Origin of the sequence: Burkholderia sp. MSMB1498, assembly GCF_001526245.1 — a bacterium.
In the GTDB taxonomy this organism is placed as follows: domain Bacteria; phylum Pseudomonadota; class Gammaproteobacteria; order Burkholderiales; family Burkholderiaceae; genus Burkholderia; species Burkholderia savannae.
Genome location: NZ_LOYJ01000067.1, coordinates 46,063 through 62,671 on the forward strand (window position 1 = coordinate 46,063; position 16,609 = coordinate 62,671).

General features: G+C 65.8%; 16 protein-coding genes. 10 read left to right on the top strand and 6 right to left on the bottom strand.

Features of this window, described 5'->3' with window-relative positions; all coding sequences use genetic code 11:
- Nucleotides 1-144: 144 nt before the first annotated feature.
- Nucleotides 145-750 (bottom strand): hypothetical protein, encoded by a 606-nt coding sequence (locus WS91_RS36835; RefSeq protein ID WP_186448674.1) that lies wholly within the window; start codon nt 748-750, stop codon nt 145-147.
- Nucleotides 751-1,118: 368 nt separating this feature from the next.
- Between WS91_RS36835 and WS91_RS13985 the strand changes: the two genes are divergently transcribed.
- The 7 genes from WS91_RS13985 (at nt 1,119) to WS91_RS14015 (ending at nt 7,122) form a co-directional block, all read left to right on the top strand.
- The gene (locus WS91_RS13985; RefSeq protein WP_059670442.1) at nt 1,119-1,826 is read left to right on the top strand and encodes a hypothetical protein; all 708 of its coding nucleotides are present in this window, start codon (nt 1,119-1,121) and stop codon (nt 1,824-1,826) included.
- Nucleotides 1,813-2,562, top strand: coding sequence for a DJ-1/PfpI family protein (locus tag WS91_RS13990; RefSeq protein WP_038743485.1), 750 nt, complete (start codon nt 1,813-1,815; stop codon nt 2,560-2,562). Before WS91_RS13985 ends, WS91_RS13990 begins: the two co-directional genes overlap by 14 nt.
- Nucleotides 2,563-2,613: 51 nt before the next feature.
- On the top strand, nt 2,614-4,233 hold the full coding sequence (locus WS91_RS13995) for a tyrosinase family protein (RefSeq protein WP_059670443.1): 1,620 nt from the start codon (nt 2,614-2,616) through the stop codon (nt 4,231-4,233).
- 122 nt (nt 4,234-4,355) lie between these two features.
- The gene (locus tag WS91_RS14000) at nt 4,356-4,790 is read left to right on the top strand and encodes a hypothetical protein (RefSeq protein ID WP_059642306.1); all 435 of its coding nucleotides are present in this window, start codon (nt 4,356-4,358) and stop codon (nt 4,788-4,790) included.
- Between the two features lie 489 nt (nt 4,791-5,279).
- The gene (locus WS91_RS14005; RefSeq protein WP_059670523.1) at nt 5,280-5,654 is read left to right on the top strand and encodes a DUF2784 domain-containing protein; all 375 of its coding nucleotides are present in this window, start codon (nt 5,280-5,282) and stop codon (nt 5,652-5,654) included.
- 294 nt (nt 5,655-5,948) lie between these two features.
- The gene (locus WS91_RS14010; RefSeq protein ID WP_059670444.1) at nt 5,949-6,449 is read left to right on the top strand and encodes an inclusion body family protein; all 501 of its coding nucleotides are present in this window, start codon (nt 5,949-5,951) and stop codon (nt 6,447-6,449) included.
- A gap of 130 nt (nt 6,450-6,579) precedes the next feature.
- On the top strand, nt 6,580-7,122 hold the full coding sequence (locus WS91_RS14015) for an AidA/PixA family protein (RefSeq protein ID WP_197422241.1): 543 nt from the start codon (nt 6,580-6,582) through the stop codon (nt 7,120-7,122).
- Between the two features lie 242 nt (nt 7,123-7,364).
- On the opposite strand, the gene acnA is transcribed toward WS91_RS14015, so the two are convergent.
- The 5 genes from acnA to WS91_RS14040 form a co-directional block, all read right to left on the bottom strand.
- Nucleotides 7,365-10,082 carry an aconitate hydratase AcnA gene (acnA, locus tag WS91_RS14020; protein WP_038743494.1) on the bottom strand — a complete coding sequence of 906 codons (2,718 nt, stop codon included), beginning with the start codon at nt 10,080-10,082 and terminating at the stop codon, nt 7,365-7,367.
- A 47-nt stretch (nt 10,083-10,129) separates the two neighbouring features.
- Nucleotides 10,130-11,581 carry a bifunctional 2-methylcitrate dehydratase/aconitate hydratase gene (locus tag WS91_RS14025; protein ID WP_059670446.1) on the bottom strand — a complete coding sequence of 484 codons (1,452 nt, stop codon included), beginning with the start codon at nt 11,579-11,581 and terminating at the stop codon, nt 10,130-10,132.
- A gap of 78 nt (nt 11,582-11,659) precedes the next feature.
- Entirely contained in the window at nt 11,660-12,169 is a 510-nt protein-coding gene (locus WS91_RS14030) for a hypothetical protein (protein WP_038743498.1), read from the bottom strand.
- Between the two features lie 148 nt (nt 12,170-12,317).
- Nucleotides 12,318-13,337: an HpcH/HpaI aldolase/citrate lyase family protein gene (locus WS91_RS14035; protein ID WP_059670447.1), complete on the bottom strand. Its 1,020-nt coding sequence runs from the start codon at nt 13,335-13,337 to the stop codon at nt 12,318-12,320.
- A gap of 200 nt (nt 13,338-13,537) precedes the next feature.
- Nucleotides 13,538-14,521: a malate dehydrogenase gene (locus tag WS91_RS14040; RefSeq protein WP_038743502.1), complete on the bottom strand. Its 984-nt coding sequence runs from the start codon at nt 14,519-14,521 to the stop codon at nt 13,538-13,540.
- 298 nt (nt 14,522-14,819) lie between these two features.
- Between WS91_RS14040 and WS91_RS14045 the strand changes: the two genes are divergently transcribed.
- The 3 genes from WS91_RS14045 to sdhD all read left to right on the top strand — a co-directional run bounded on the left by WS91_RS14045 (nt 14,820) and on the right by sdhD (nt 16,609).
- Nucleotides 14,820-15,620, top strand: coding sequence for a GntR family transcriptional regulator (locus WS91_RS14045; RefSeq protein ID WP_081989283.1), 801 nt, complete (start codon nt 14,820-14,822; stop codon nt 15,618-15,620).
- Between the two features lie 199 nt (nt 15,621-15,819).
- Entirely contained in the window at nt 15,820-16,236 is a 417-nt protein-coding gene (sdhC, locus tag WS91_RS14050; protein ID WP_038743506.1) for a succinate dehydrogenase, cytochrome b556 subunit, read from the top strand.
- Nucleotides 16,237-16,240: 4 nt separating this feature from the next.
- A complete protein-coding gene (gene sdhD, locus WS91_RS14055) occupies nt 16,241-16,609 on the top strand; it encodes a succinate dehydrogenase, hydrophobic membrane anchor protein (protein WP_038743509.1) in 369 nt (122 codons plus the stop codon).

The following is a 16,609-nucleotide window of genomic DNA, read 5'->3' on the forward strand; positions in this document are numbered from 1 at the left end:
TGAATGAAAGAGTGTGACGCGTGCGCGCGACATCTCTGATTTTCGACGGGGTCTTCTAGTAGTTTGCGTCGTGGCGACGGGCGGGGCCGACAGCACGGCGTCGATAAACGCCGTTGCCGATGCGCGCCTGCGCGCCGCCGTGGCTCACGGACGAAGCAGGTCGAAACCGGCGAACACGACGATGCCGCTCATCGCGATCATCGGCACCGAGTGCCGTCCCAGGTAGAGCATCGCGGCCGCTGACCAGCTCGCGATGAAGAACGCACCGATTCGCTTCATGACGGATTCGCGGCAACGGCCGCGTCGACAAATGGCGCGGAACCTGCCTCCGCGCGTGGCTCGATACATGGGCGCGAGTGACTGGATGCATTGCGCGCCGAAGCGCTCATTATAGGGTTTTCCCTTGGTCTGATGTTTGACGCATCGACGCAGGCGCGCCGACGCCAACGCATGCGCTCGCCGTGAGGACTTTTTAACGAAGCGCATCGTTAGGAAGACTTTCGATATCCGTGCGCGCGGGACGCATGCCGACGCCCGCATGCCGCGCGTGAGCGGTACGTCCATTACGTGAAGAGGGCGCGGGCGGCGCGGGCGCGATCGGCGGCGCACCGCGCCGATCGCGCCTACCAATTCTGGCAGTTGGGTATTCGCTTTGCCGCCGTCTAGATTGATCTGGAATGCGTCGAACGGCGATGCTTCGGCATTCGAACGAACGATCGGGGAAAGGCCGGACGGCCTTCGACGAAGCATCGCATCCGTGCGGCCGCCGGCGATTTCGCGACGCGCTGCGCGAGTGCGCTCAACCGCGTCGGCGAGACCCCACCGAACCGGAAGCAGAAGGAGAAGACAAAAGCCGGAACGCCGACGAAACGGGGCCGCACGCATCGACGATATCTGCCTCGCACGGGACGCTCGTCGCGGACGAAGCCGCATGCACGCCTGGCTTGATCGATTCGACGCGCAATGACTTGGCGCGAATGCTTCGTCGTCGAACAAGGTCGTGCGCGGCACCCGTCTTCGACGAGACAAGCGCCGCTGGCGGAAATCGCACGACCCGAATCACGACGACGCACGGATGCGGTCGTGCCACACGAAAAATACATGACGGGGATCTTCAGATGTTCCGCGCATCCAGCATCGGCTTCGTTCGGGCACGCTCGTCGCGCGCCGCCTGGCACGCGTTCGCGGGCTGGGCCGCTTGCGTGCTGCCCGTCGCCGTGTCGCACGCGCCGTTGTTCTCGCCATGGAACGCGGTGGCCGCGATCGCGTTCGCCGGCGTCGGGGCGATGCGCGCTTGCCCCGACGCGCGCGCCGACGTGTCGCACGACGCAATGCCCGATGTGCCGGGCGACGTGTTGCCCGACGTGTCGCCCGACGTGTCGCCCGACGTGTCGCCGATAGCGGGCGCGATCGCGTTGAGCGGCGCACTGCTGGCGGATTTCGCGTCGACCTATCCGGAAGCGGTGCTCGCGTTGTGCAGCGGCGCGTCTTTCGTCGAGGGCTGGGCGCTGCACGTTCGCCTGTTCCCGTTCACGACTGCGGCGATGCTCGGGTTGAGCATCCTGTGCGGCGCGCGCGGCGAGCGAAAGCGGCGAGTCCGCTTGCCGAGGCGGATCGTCGACGTCGCCGTCGCGCTCGGCACGATGATGTTCGCGATGAACCTGTCGGCGATGCTGCTGAAGACATGGGCCGATCTGGCAGGCTGGCCGTGGGGCGCGCACGGGCTCGTCTGCTCGATGCTGGTCGGCATGATGTTCCATCACGCGGCGACGCGGGCGATGGTCGATGCGATGAAGACAACGAGGGCAAGCCATGCGATCAACTGATCTCTATCGAATCGGCATCGTCGTCTATGACGGCGTGGATCTGCTCGACGTCGCGGTGCCGCACGAACTGTTCGACTGGATGGCGCGGATCGAGCCCGACGTGAACCCCGACGCGCCGCGTCGCGAAACGCACCTGATCTCGCTCGACGGGCCGTCCATCACGACGCGCGACCGTGTGACGCTCGGCGGCGATCTGCCGAGCTTTCGCGATTGCGAGCACATCGATCTGCTCTGGGTGCCGGGGGGCGAGCCCGCCGAGTTGCAGCGCCTGATGCTCGATTCGGCGCGCATGGATTTCCTGGCGCGGCAGGCGGCGTTGGCGGACTATGCGGCTTCGGTGTGCGAGGGCGCGCTGCTCGCCGCCGCGGCCGGTTATCTGGACGGCTACAAGGCGACCACGCATTGGGCGTTTCGCTCCTGCCTCGCGCTGTTTCCGCGCATCGACGTGGTGCCGGGCTATCCGCGCTACGTCGTCGATCGCACGCGCATCACGGGCGGCGGCATATCGTCGGGGCTCGATGAAGCGCTGCAAATCATCGCGCTGCTGTCCGGCGAGCTCGTCGCCCGCAAGGTCCAGCTCAGCATCCAGTACAACCCCATTCCCCCATTTTCCGATGGCGATCCTTCAGTCGCTCGCCCGCCCGTGCTCGCGCCGGGCGAGGGCGGCACGTGCGCGTTTCCCGGCATGGCGCAGACCATCGCCCGGGTGCTCGCCGAACGGCTCGGTCATCGGTGAATCCCGCGGCACGCCGAGGGCCCGCAGCGCTACACGACAGAAGGAGTGGACATGTCCAACGTGAATGGATTGAGAGTGCGCCGGTCGGTGCGCGATCTTCAGAAGCTGTACGACAAGGGCGAGAAGAAGCCGCTCGAGGATCTCGTGCGCGCGTGGGCCGGCATCCAGGCGTTGCCGGCGTCGGATTTGAAATCGTTCTTCTCGCTCGGCGGCTATCACGGCGAGCCGTTCCAGTATCGGAAGCCGGTCGACGATCTGCCGCCCGAGGACATCTATCCGTACTGGGGCGGCTATTGCAACCACGGCAACGTGCTGTTCCCGACCTGGCACCGGGTGTACGTCTACAAGCTCGAGGAAGCGCTGCAGAGCATCGTGCCGGGCGTGTCGATGCCGTTCTGGGACGAAACGGACAAGTACACGCTCGAGCACGGCATCCCGTCGATCCTGACCCAGGAGACGTTCGAGCTGGACGGCAAGAAGATCGACAATCCGCTGCGCTCGTTCGTGTTGCCCGAAGCGCTGTCGGATCGCCTGCCGGGCGACGGCAACATCTACGAGAAGCCGAAGGGGTACGTCACGGTGCGCTATCCGCTGTCCGGCCTCGTCGGAACGCCGGAGGCGCTCGAGCAGACGAAGATCCACAACGCGAAATTCCCGTCGCCGGAGCAGAACGCCGAACTGCTCAACAGCAACGTGAAGGCGTGGCTGAAGGGCAACTCGCCGACGCCGGACGATCCCAATCCGACTCGCGACGGCGTCTATGCAGAATACATCCGCTGCCTGTCCGCGCCGAATTACACGGTGTTTTCCAACACGACTTCGGCGTCCGTGTGGAACAGCTCGAACCCGGGCCTCGTCACGCCCGTCGAATCGCCGCACAACGACATCCATCTGGCCGTCGGCGGCTTCGATTTCGGCGGCGGGCCCGGCGACGAAGTCGGGCAGATCGCCGGCGCGAACGGCGACATGGGAGAGAACAACACGGCCGGCATGGACCCGATCTTCTTCTTCCATCACTGCAATGTCGATCGCATGTTCTGGGTCTGGCAGAAGCAGACGGGCCATACCGACCATCTCGACATCATCCGCAACTACCCGGGCACGAACGCGAGCGATTCGCAGGGCCCGACGCCCGGCTTCGCCCCCGGCGAGTCGCTCAACCTCCAGACGCCGCTCAATCCGTTCAAGAAGCCCGACGGCGGAATCTACACGTCCGAGGACTGCGTCAACATCGAGCACCAGCTCGGATTCACGTACGGCCCGGGCTCGCTCGACGACGTCACGTCCGAGCTGAAGCAGACGATGCTGGCCGCGCCGAGTGGAAACAGCACGAAGAAGCTGACGGTGACGGGCATCGATCGTGCGCAATTCCAGGGTTCGTTCGTGATGAAGGTGTACGCGACGGTGGCCGATCCGAACGGCAAGACGCGCGAGTATTACGTCGGCCACCAGGCGATCCTGAGCCGCTGGAACGTCGTGCATTGCGCGAACTGCCTGACGCATCTGGACGTCGTCGCGCACTTCCCGCTGAGCATGATTCCGGCCGACGACGTGCCGAAAGCGGTGTTCCGGGTGGAAATCATCCATCGCGGCGGCGGCGTGCCGAGTGCGGCGAAGGCGGCCATCGATGCGGTGTCCTCGTTGCAGCCGCGGTTCGAGGTGAGCGACTGAAGGCGGCCGAGTGCGGCCGAACGACGGCGGCGATGTCGCTCGCATCTTCGCCGGCGATTCTTTTACGTATGCACCCGGGCTCGGCCCAACAGCCGAGCCGGGCGCGACCAAGGAGGGCGAACATGAGCTACGACCCGGAAATCGGCAGCCTGGCGGGCATCTGGACGTACCGCAGCTTGATCAACAATCCCGACTTGTCGAAGGATTTCGACAAGCTGGAGTTCGGCCGCGCGAACATCCAGATCGACAAGGCACCGATGGGCGTCTTCAAGGGGCGCATCTACGGCGACGGCTGGGAGCTGACGCTGAGCGGCTACATCGACTACGGCGCGCCCAATACCGTGAGGTTCCAGGGGCGCGGCAAAGTGGGCGGCGAGGAGTGGATCTACGACTATGTCGGCTACCTGAGCCCGGCTTGGCCGAACGGCGTCAAGCAGCGGCCCGCGCTCGCCGGCTCGATCGTGCGCACCGCGCCGCATTCGAATGGAGCGGGCGGCGTCGCGCCCGCGGGCGTCGTGTGCTCGTGGTACGCGGTGCTCGACAAGCCGGCGAGCTGACGGCCGAATCGACCGATTCTCGCCTGTCAACGGCGGCGGGCTCGGCCGGGCCAGGCGCCGGCCTCGCACGCGTCGGCATGTCGGCATGTCGGCGCGTCGCGGGGCCGTTCAACGCTCATCACTTTCTCCCGCCCGTGCGCGGCGCAAACGTGCGCGGGCGCGATGCCGTCGCAGAGTCCCTGCGGATCGTCGAAGCCGGCCGTCGAGCGCCGAGTCGATGCGCTCGGGCATCGGCGTATGCTTCTTAGGCGGATGCCAAGACGCCCGTGCGCGGCACGGCGCGACACGGCGGCTCCTCTCTTGCCGCGGCGCGCGTATTGAACGATCCGGTTCGTCTTCCCGCCGTCATCGGATGGGGAATCGACGTGGCCGGTTGCCGCCGCCTCGGCCACGCGCCGACGTCGTTGGAACGAATGACCGAGGCGGGGCGGCGCCTCGATGCGCGGCGCCCGCCCGCGCGAAACGCCCGCCGCCGCGGCAAAGGACGCGATGACCTGGCTCGCCGATACCGTACTCGTCGTGCATGCGCTGATCGTGCTGTTCATCGTCGGCGGGCTCGTCGCGATCTGGGCGGGCGCCGCGCTCGGCTGGCGATGGGTGCGCGACCGGACGTTCCGGCTCGTGCATCTGCTCGCGATCGGCGTGGTCGCCGCGCTGGCGGCGCTCGGCATCGATTGCCCGCTGACCGTGCTCGAAGATCGGCTCCGCGCCGGCGGGCCGAGCGCGCAGGGCTTCGTGCAGCGCTGGGTCGGACGGCTGCTGTACTACGACTTGCCGGCGTGGGTGTTCACCGTCGCATACGTGCTGTTCGCGCTGATCGTGTGGCTCGCGTGGCGCCGGATTCCCGCGCGCAGGAACCGATAGTTGCCGCAACGGCAGCACCCGTTCGACCCGTTGCATGCGCGGCCGACCGGCGATCACAGAACAGATCGCAGACCGGATCGTCGACGGCATCGATGCGCGTCTTCGTTGAGCGAGCGGCGCCGATGCCGAATATCGGCAAAACGCGCCTGTGAGCTTTCGTAGTTGGACGCAGCCGCCGGCGGTTCGTACCTCGATGGATGCGGCATGCGAATGTTTCGTCATACGTAGGATGCGATTCGATCGTCGACACGCATGTTCGCGTTGACTGGCTACCCATGACTACTTGGAGGCGCCATGTCACGTGTGACCGATGTGCTCGTCGCAGTCGATCCGGAAACCATCCTGCAGAATCATCCGAATGCGATGAATTCGGCGAATCCGTTGCTAAGCGATCCGAAGTACATTTACATGATCACCAACAACGATAACGCGATCTCGGGGCAGGCCGGCGGCGAGCTGAATCTGAAGGCGGAGGTCGGCGACCTGATCCGGTGGCGCGAGCAGAGCATCTCGCTCGGCTTCGAAAAGCCGGTGATCTTCTACAAGTTCGTCGCCGACCAGGGCAGCGATCTGATCACGACGCCGACGCCGCGCATGGCGGAGACGTCGCTGCCGGTGCCGAACACGTCGGACCCGACGAAACCGAAATGCCAGACGGTGCGGAACTACTTCTGGTCGTCCGAAGTGCTGAAGCGCGGGAGCGTGACGTATCACTTCCAGTTCATGATTCTCGACCGCCGGTGCCAGATTTGCGGTTGCCATCAGTGGGACCCGTTCATCACGATCAAGTACTGACGTCGATGCGTTCTTGCTCGCGAGGGCGGGAATCCGATTCCGCCGGTCGCCGTCGACGTCGCGCTGCGTGGTGCGATCGCGCATGCGTGAACGGGCGCGGCGCTTGCGCCGATTCCGCTGCGAGGTGGTCATGGCTGAACCCAATCAATCCGTCGATGATCGGGGGCGGTTCTTCGACGTGCTCGTGATCGCCGACGTCGAGACGCTGCTCGGCGCCTATCCGGATGCGAGTCTCGATCCGGATGTGCCGACGCCTGTCGACAGCAAATATCTCTACGTGATTCGCGGCGGCGCCGAGCCGGCGCTCGGCCGCGACGACGGGCGGATTGTCGCGCCGCTCATGCCCGGCGACGCGCTTCATCTGCGCGATGGCGCGCTGTCGTATCTGGGCGAGAAGCGCGTGCTGTTCTATCGAATGACGCCCGACGATGCGGGCGTCGTCGGCCCGATCGAGCTGCTGACGCGCGACGCGACGATCGTCGTGCCGAATCCGGGTGATCCGGAGCATCCGGAAACGCGGGACGTCATCGAGCATGTCTGGCGCGTGCCGATCGTGGCTGTCGGCTCGACCGATTGCGACGTGGATTTCATGATCGCCGATCGCGCATGCACGTCGCTGGCGCACTTTACGTGGCGGGTCCGGATCGAGGCGCGCGGCGACGAGTCGTCGTAGTCGGCGCGCAAACGGATCGTGGCGCGCGGGGCGTTCGCGACGCTCGCGGGTGCCGGCGAGCGTGCGCAGGAGGTGTCGACGCGGATGCCGATGTCGATGCCTATGCCTATGCGCTGCGAGGCCATGTGCCGGCCGCTCGAAGCATGCGCGGCGGCGCTTGAAAAAAAAGCCCGGCCAGGCCGGGCTTCAAATCGACCGCGCACGCATTGCTGCGTTGCGCGGCCCCTGCAAAAACAGGATGCTTACGCTGCGAGCAGCGAGCGCAGCACGAACGGCAGGATGCCGCCGTGCTTGTAGTAGTCGACTTCGATCGGCGTATCGATGCGCAGCAGCACCGGCACGCGCTTCGTTTCGCCGTTCTTGCGATGGATCACGAGCGTGACGTCCTGTTGCGGCTTGAAGTCGTCGCCGAGCCCTTCGATGTCGTACGTTTCGTCGCCGGTGATGCCGAGCGACTGGATGCTGTCCGAGCCCTTGAACTGCAGCGGCAGCACGCCCATGCCGACGAGGTTCGAACGGTGGATACGCTCGAAGCTGCGTGCGATCACGGCCTTCACGCCGAGCAACTGCGTGCCCTTCGCGGCCCAGTCGCGCGACGAGCCCGTGCCGTATTCCTCGCCCGCGAACACGACGGTCGGCGTGTCGGCAGCGACGTACTTCATCGCCGCGTCGTAGATCGACAGCTGTTCGCCGCTCGGCTGGTGGATCGTCAGGCCGCCCTCGACGCGCGAGCCGTCGGCCTTCGCCGGGATCATCAGGTTCTTGATCCGGACGTTCGCGAACGTGCCGCGCATCATCACGTCATGGTTGCCGCGGCGCGAGCCGTAGCTGTTGAAGTCGGCCTTCTGCACGCCGTTCTCCTTCAGCCACTTGCCCGCCGGCGAATCTTCCTTGATCGAGCCTGCCGGGCTGATGTGGTCGGTCGTGACGGAATCGCCGAAGATGCCGAGCGCGCGCGCGCCCTTGACCGTGACGATCTCGTCGGCCGGCTCCATCGAGAATTCCGTGCCGAAGAACGGCGGCTCCGCGATGTACGTCGACTTCGGCCAGTCGTAGACCTGGCCCGATTCGCCCTCGATCTTGCTCCAGAGGTCGCCCTTCTTCGTGAGCTGCGCGTAGTTCTCCTCGAACTTCTTCGGATCGAGCGCGTACTTGAGCAGCGCGTGGACTTCCTCGCTCGTCGGCCAGATGTCGCCGAGGTAGATGTCGCGGCCGCCCTTGCCCTGGCCGACCGGCTCGGTCATCAGATCCTTCGTGATGTTGCCGGCGATCGCGTACGCGACGACGAGCGGCGGCGACGCGAGGAAGTTCGCGCGGATGTTCGGGTGGATGCGCGCTTCGAAGTTGCGGTTGCCCGACAGCACGGCCGCCGCGACGACGTCGTTCTTCGTGATCGCTTCGTTCAGCTCGGGCGTCAGGTCGCCCGCGTTGCCGATACAGGTCGTGCAGCCGTACGCGGCGACTTCGAAGCCGAGCTTCGCGAGGTAGGGCAGCAGGCCCGTCTTCGTCAGGTATTCGGTGACGATGCGCGATCCCGGCGCGAGCGACGTCTTGATGTGCGGCGCGACGGTGAGGCCCGCTTCGACGGCCTTCTTCGCGAGCAGGCCGGCGGCGAGCAGCACGCTCGGGTTCGACGTGTTGGTGCACGACGTGATCGCGGCGATCAGCACGTCGCCGTTCTTCACGGCGACGCCGTTGCTCGTCTTGTACTCGGCGGCGAGGTCGTCCGCCTTCTTCGCGAAGCCGTTTTCCGCGACGGGCTTCGAGAACAGATCGGTGAACGTCGACTTGACGTTGCCGATCTCGATGCGGTCCTGCGGACGCTTCGGGCCCGCCAGCGACGGCGCGACGCTCGCCAGATCCAGCGTCAGCGTCTTCGTGTAGTCGATCTCGCCCGCCTTCGGAATGCCGAACAGGTCCTGCGCCTTGAAGTAGTTCTCGAACGCGGCGATTTCCGCCTTCGTGCGGCCCGTGCCCTTGAAGTAGTCGATCGTCTTCTCGTCGACCGGGAAGAAGCCCATCGTCGCGCCGTATTCCGGCGCCATGTTCGCGATCGTCGCGCGGTCCGGCAGCGCGAGCGTCTTCGTGCCTTCGCCGAAGAATTCGACGAACTTGCCGACGACCTTCTCCTTGCGGAGCATTTCGGTGATCGTGAGCACGAGGTCGGTGGCCGTCACGCCTTCGCGCAGCTTGCCCTTCAGCTCGACGCCGACGACGTCGGGCGTGAGGAAGTACACCGGCTGGCCGAGCATGCCGGCTTCCGCCTCGATGCCGCCCACGCCCCAGCCGACCACGCCGATGCCGTTGATCATCGTCGTGTGGCTGTCGGTGCCGACGAGCGTGTCAGGGTAGTAGACGGCGTCGCCGTCGTCCTTCTTCTTGTGGACGCCGCGCGCGAGGTACTCGAGGTTCACCTGGTGAACGATGCCGACGCCCGGCGGCACGACCTTGAACGTGTCGAACGCCTGCATGCCCCACTTCATGAACTGGTAGCGCTCGTTGTTGCGCTGGAATTCCAGTTTCATGTTCAGGTCGAGCGCGTCCTTCTGGCGGAAGTAGTCGATCTGCACCGAGTGGTCGACGACGAGATCCACCGGCACGAGCGGCTCGATCTTCTTCGGATTCTTGCCCGCGCGCTTCGCGACGCCGCGCATGGCCGCGATGTCGGCGAGCAGCGGCACGCCCGTGAAGTCCTGCAGCACGACGCGCGACACGACGAACGGAATTTCGTCGACGCGCTTCGCGTTCGGCTTCCAGTTGGCGAGCTGCTCGATGTGCTCTTCCGTGATCTTCTTGCCGTCGTAGTTGCGCAGCACGGATTCGAGCACGATGCGGATCGAGACCGGCAGGCGCTCGATCTTCGTCTTCAGTTCCTTGCCGAGCTTCGGCAGCGAGTAGAACTTGCCTTTGCCGGAACCGCTGTCGAATTCCTTGAGTGTTTTGTGGAGATTGTGGGCCATGGTGATTTCCTGGGTTTAAGGCTAGGAAAGAACTCTGTATTTGACGGCTAGATCACATACAGATCGACGTACTCATCGACCGGCATCGCTTCGAGCTTTGCCTGGTCCAGCGACACGTCGAGAATCGCTTGTTGCTGCTTCGCCGGGAACCGGCGCGCGAGATTCGCCCTGAACTTGTCGATGAGGAGCGGAATCCCGTCGGCGCGCCGCCGCATGTGGCCGATCGGATAGTCGACCGCCACTTCGGCGAGCGTCGATCCGTCGTCGAACTCGACCGCGAGCGCGTTCGCGATCGAGCGCCTCGTCGGATCGTGGTAATCCTTCGTGAACTGCGGGTCCTCGACGCACGCGATCTTCGCGCGCAACGCGTCGATCCGCGGATCGGCCGCGACCGCGTCCTCGTAGTCGGCGGCCGTGAGGCGGCCGAACAGCAGCGGCACGGCGATCATGTACTGGATGCAGTGATCGCGATCGGCCGGGTTCGCGAGCGGTCCTTGCTTGTCGATGATGCGGATCGCCGCCGCGTGCGTGCGCACCGTGATGCGGCGGATCTCGTCCGTCGAGCGGCCGGCGGCCGCGAGCTGCGCGTGCAGCGCCATCGCGGCCTCGACGGCCGTCTGCGCGTGGAATTCGGCCGGATACGAAATCTTGAACAGCACGTTTTCCATCACGTACGTGCCGTACGGGCGCTGGAAGCGGAACGGCCTGCCGCCGAACGACACGTCGTAAAAGCCCCAGGTCTTCGCGGTGAGCGCGGACGGATAGCCCATCTCGCCCGTCTTCGCGATCAGCGCGAGGCGCACCGCGCGCGAGGTCGCGTCGCCCGCCGCCCACGACTTGCGCGAGCCGGTGTTCGGCGCGTGGCGGTAAGTGCGCAGCGCCTGGCCGTCGACGAACGCGAGCGACAGCGCGTTGATCAGCTCGTCGCGCGTGAGGCCGAGCAGGCGGCCGACGGCCGCGGTCGACGCGACCTTCACGAGCAGCACGTGGTCGAGGCCGACCTGGTTGAACGAATTCTCGAGCGCGAGGCAGCCCTGGATCTCGTGCGCGTGGATCATCGCGACGAGCACGTCCTTCATCGCGAGCGGACGCTTGCCGGCCGCGATCGCGGTGCGCGACAGCCAGTCGGCCGTCGCGAGGATGCCGCCGAGGTTGTCGGACGGGTGGCCCCATTCGGCCGCGAGCCAGGTGTCGTTGAAGTCGAGCCAGCGGATCGCCGCGCCGATGTTGAACGCGGCCTGCACCGGATCGAGCTGGAATGGCGTGCCGGGCACCTTCGCGCCGTGCGGCACGATCGTGCCCGGCACGATTGGCCCCAGCAGCTTGGTGCAGGCGGGATACGACAGCGCTTCGAGCCCGCACCCGAGCGTATCGATCAGGCAGTGGCGCGCGGTTTCGAGCGCGAGCGCACTGTCGATGCGATGGTTCAGCACGTAGTCGGCGATATCGACTAGCACTGAATCCGGCTCTGGCCGGACGTTCGGGATCGGGGCGGACATCGAAGCTCCTGTCGACCAGTGTTGGCGCTTCGGCGCCGACTCTGGTCCCATGCAAGATGGTTGCTGTCGGGATCGACCTCAGTTCGCCGGCTTCAGCTCGTTCGACTGGGTCGGCGCGACGGCGTTGCCGGCCGCCATTTCGGGCGTCTGGCACTCGTCGGCGAGGCGGCTGTCGTCCTTGTCGCTGAAGAGCATGCCCTTCGTCGGGATCACGACGAGCTTCATGCCGCTTGCCGGGTCGTAGAACACGTCCGCGCCCGTCGTCGTCTGCTGGCGCGGCAGCTTGTAATTCTTGTTGGCCCAGTGGACCGTGACGATCTGGTCGCGCTTCATGTCTCCGGCCAGGTCGTACGAAAGGCCGTCCTTGCACGACCATTTGACCGCGCCTTCCGGCATCGGATCGGTCTTCGCGGCGGCGCGCGCCTGCGCCTTCTTGCTGCGCGGGATCAGGTGACGCTTCGGCGCGGGGCGCTTCGGCGTGGCCTTCTTCGCGGTGGTGGACGAATCCTGAGCGAACGCGCTCGGCGCCGCGGCGAGCATCGTAGCGGACAGAGCGCCGATGACGGTGGCGATCAGCAGTTTCTTCATGGAGTCAGAACCTTACGTTTAATCGGTTGAAAGGGCGGACGCACAGCTCGTCCACCGGGTTGAACTGCACGCGCCCCGGAAGCGCGCAGCGGCCGCTATTTTCACCTATTTGGCCCGTCGAATTCAGTTTTTGCGCCCCGTGCACCGTTCATCGTTCGTGTTGCCCCGTCGTGCGTTCGTCTTCGCCGCGAAAGAGCGGCGCCGATGCGGCCGGCAGCGGCTGGCCGGCCGCGCGCGCGCGGCGCAGCACCGACCAGTAGTACCGGTAGCTCGCGCGGTCGTGCAGCGCGTCGCCGTGGCGCGTCGGCCCCCAGTCGGCGGCCTGCGCGGCGAGCAGGATCTCGGTCGCGCGCGCAATTTCGCCCGCGCGCGGCGCGAACGCCGCGACGATCTCGCGGATCTGCGCGGGATGGATGCTCCACATCCGCGTATAGCCGAATTCCTCGCGCGCGCGGCGCGCGTCGCTCGCGACGACGCGCATCTCGCGCACCTCGGTCGTCACGTTGTGCGACGGCGTCTTGCCGTGCGCATGGCACGCGGCCGCGATCTCGAGCTTCGCGCGGCGCACGAGCGGATGGTCGAACTGGCCGGGCGCGCGCATCGCGTCGTCCGGGATCGCGCCGTGATGCGCGGACACGAAGTCCATCAGGCCGAAGCTCAGCGTCGCGACGCCCGGCAGCGCGGCGATCCGCGCGGCGTCGGCGAGCGCGCCGTGCGTCTCGATCAGCACGTCGACGGGGATCGTCTGCGCGATGCCGAGCTCGACGCGCGAAGCCTCGATGAACGCGCACATCTCGGCCGCGTCGGCCGCGCCGCCGACCTTCGGCAGCGTCAGGTAGGCGGGCGGGCGCGCCGCGCGCAGGATGATGCGGACGTCGTCGCGCCAGTGGGCATGGGAAATGTCGTGAATCCGGGCGCCGACGCGCCCGAAGCGGTTCGCATCGCCGCCGACGAGCGCCGCGACGAGCGCCGCGTGCTCGGCCTCGCGGCCGACGGCCGCGCCGTCCTCGCAGTCGAGCGTGATGTCGAAGACGGGGCCGAGCTCCGCCTGCAGCGCGAGCGATTTCAGCATCAGCTTTTCGCTGCCCGCGTAATGGTCGCAGCATGGCGGGATCGCGGGCGGCGCAACGCCTTCGTAGAGCACTTCTGCGGGAGTGAGCGCGGACATCGGTTCTTCTGCGTCAGGTCAGGATCGGGGCCAGCGTGAAAATCGGATTCGTGCGGGCTCTGCGACGGCGGCCGGCGTGCGGCGCCGGGCGTAAAGCCCGTGCGAATCGGATCGATTCGGGTGGCCGGCGCGGCCGGGCGCGACGCCCGGCTCGCCGGCCGTCCGGGCCGCCGCGGCGCGGCGGGCCCGGACGAAGCGCTTTACTTCAGCAGGTGGGCGACGCCGTCGCGCTCTTCGAGCAGCTCGGCGAGCGTGCCGTCCATCTTCTCGCGCGAGAACGCGTCGATCTCGAGGCCTTCGATACGCTTGTACTCGCCGTTTTCACAGGTGACGGGCACGCCGTAGATGATGTCCTCGGGGATGCCGTACGAGCCGTCCGACGGAATGCCCATCGTGACCCACTTGCCGTTCGTGCCGAGCACCCAGTCGCGCACGTGGTCGATCGCCGCGTTCGCCGCCGACGCCGCCGACGACAGGCCGCGCGCCTCGATGATCGCCGCGCCGCGCTTGCCGACGGTCGGGATGAACGTGTCGCGGTTCCAGACGTCGTCGTTGATCAGCTTCAGCAGCGATTCGCCTTCGGCGGTCGCGAAGCGGAAGTCGGGGTACATCGTCGGCGAGTGGTTGCCCCACACGGCGAGCTTCTCGATCGACGCGACCGGCTTGCCCGACTTCGCGGCGAGCTGCGACAGCGCGCGGTTGTGGTCGAGGCGCAGCATCGCGGTGAAGTTCTTCTTCGGCAGATCCGGCGCCGACTTCATCGCGATGTACGCGTTGGTGTTCGCCGGGTTGCCGACGACGAGCACCTTCACGTCGCGGCTCGCGACCGCGTTCAGCGCCGCGCCCTGGACCGTGAAGATCTCGGCGTTCGCCGACAGCAGATCCTTGCGCTCCATGCCCTTCGAGCGCGGACGGGCGCCGACCAGCAGCGCGACGTCGGCGTCCTTGAACGCGACCTTCGGGTCGTCCGTGATCACGACGCCCGCGAGCAGCGGGAACGCGCAGTCGTCGAGTTCCATCACGACGCCTTTGACGGCGGCTTGAGCTTGCGGGAGGTCGAGCAGTTGCAGGATGACCGGCTGATCCTTGCCGAGCAGGTCGCCGTTCGCGATGCGGAACAGCAGCGAGTAAGCGATTTGACCTGCGGCGCCGGTGACGGCAACGCGCTTTGCGGGCTTAGCCATTGAAAATCTCCAGGACATTGAGCGTGGGACGCTAGGGAAAACGCCATTTTATGCGCGTTACGCGAAGCGTTGCTTTAAAGCAGGGCGGAGGACTCGCGGCATGCATGCGCGACGACGCCTGAAGATAGGCAGAGGCACGTGGCCCGGGACGCGCCGCAGCCCCGCGAACCCTTGCTCGCCCCGGAGTTTAGGAGCCGGCACGGGTAAAGTCAAACAGTATCTTATGTCTTATATAAGACAGATGTTTTGCAGGGAAAATTCTAGACGGAAAAGCGCGATTCGTGATGAAATGCGCGCCATGACTTCCAATCAGGCGAGCGCACCCAATCCGAACGGCCAGGCCGGCTCCACGCAGCCCGGCGGCGAGGCCGCGGCCGCGCCTTCGCCGACTTTCAGCCCGCTCTATCAGCAGATCAAGGCGCTCATCACGCAGAGCCTCGAGGCGGGCGAGTGGAAGCCCGGCGAGATTATCCCGAGCGAAGTGGAGCTCGCTGGCCGCTACAAGGTAAGCCAGGGCACCGTGCGCAAGGCGATCGACGAGCTCGCGGCCGACAACCTGCTCGTGCGCCGCCAGGGCAAGGGCACGTTCGTCGCGACCCACAGCGAGGAACGCGCGCAATTCCGGTTTCTGCGCCTGCTTGCCGACGACGGCGCCGAGCATCCGCACGTGAGCCGCCTGCTCGAATGCCGGCGGATGCGCGCGCCCGCCGAGATCGCGCGCCAGCTCGACCTGAAGCCGGCCGACCCCGTCGTCCAGGTGCGGCGCGTGCTCGAGTTCGACGGCGTCGACACGGTGCTCGACGAGATCTGGCTGCCGGGCGCGATGTTCCGCGGGCTCACGTTCGAGCGCCTGAGCGATTACAAGGGGCCGCTCTACGCGATGTTCGAGAGCGAGTTCGGCACCCGGATGATCCGCGCGAGCGAGAAGATCCGCGCGATCGCGGCCGAGCCCGCCGTCGCGGATCTGCTCGGCGTGCCGCCCGGCTTCCCGCTCTTGTCGGTCGAGCGCGTGTCGTACACGTATGGCGATCGTCCCGTCGAAGTGCGGCGCGGATGGTATGTCACAACCGGGTACTACTATCAGAACGATTTGAGCTGACATTCGGGTTCAGGGTAAGGCGTAGCCTGAATCAAGGTAAGGCGAAACGACAGGTAATTGCGTGCCCCATGTGCGTAGCACGTTTCGTGAAGCGTTTATACCGTGAAATGCAACGCTCCAGAGCAGAGCTTTCGCTGCAGCGCGAAATAAAAAGGCGCTAAAATCACGGATTAGTGTGACAACATAGTAGGGGTCTAGCATGTCTGAAACAGTAAGAAAGCCGAGGCCGGAGTACCGGAACATCGGGTTCGGCGACATCACGCTCAAGTACCGTATGCCGCTCGCGGCTCGGGTTTCGATTCTGCACCGGGTCAGCGGCGCTCTGCTGTTCCTGTTCCTTCCTTTCCTGCTATACCTCTTCGACCAGAGCCTGACGTCCGAACTCAGCTTCGAGGTCTTCAAGGCGTTCCTCTCCAACATCATCGTCAAGCTGATCGTCCTCGCGCTGTCGTGGGCGTTCCTGTTCCACTTCTGCGCCGGGATTCGCCATCTGCTGATGGACATGAACCACGACGCGGTGTCGAAGGAACGCGGCAAGAAGACGTCGGTCGTCGTGCTCGCGGTGTCGAGCATTCTCACGATCGCCGTCGCGCTCAAACTGTTCGGAGCATTCTAAGAAAATGGCAGCGAATAACCGTATCGGCTCGAAGCGCCTCGTCGTCGGCGCTCACTATGGTCTGCGCGACTGGCTCGCGCAGCGCGTCACCGCCTGCGTGATGGCGATCTACACCGTCATTCTGCTCGTCTGGTTCTTCACCGCGCGCGATTTCTCGTATGAGGGCTGGGCGTCGATCTTCGCGACGCAATGGATGAAGCTCGCGACCTTCGTCACGCTGCTTTCGCTCTTCTATCACGCGTGGGTCGGCGTGCGCGACATCTGGATGGACTACGTCAAGCCCGTCGGTGTGCGCCTGCTGCTGCAATCGCTGACCATCGTCTGGCTGCTCGCGTGCGCGGGCTACGCTGCGCAGATTCTCTGGAGAGTTTAA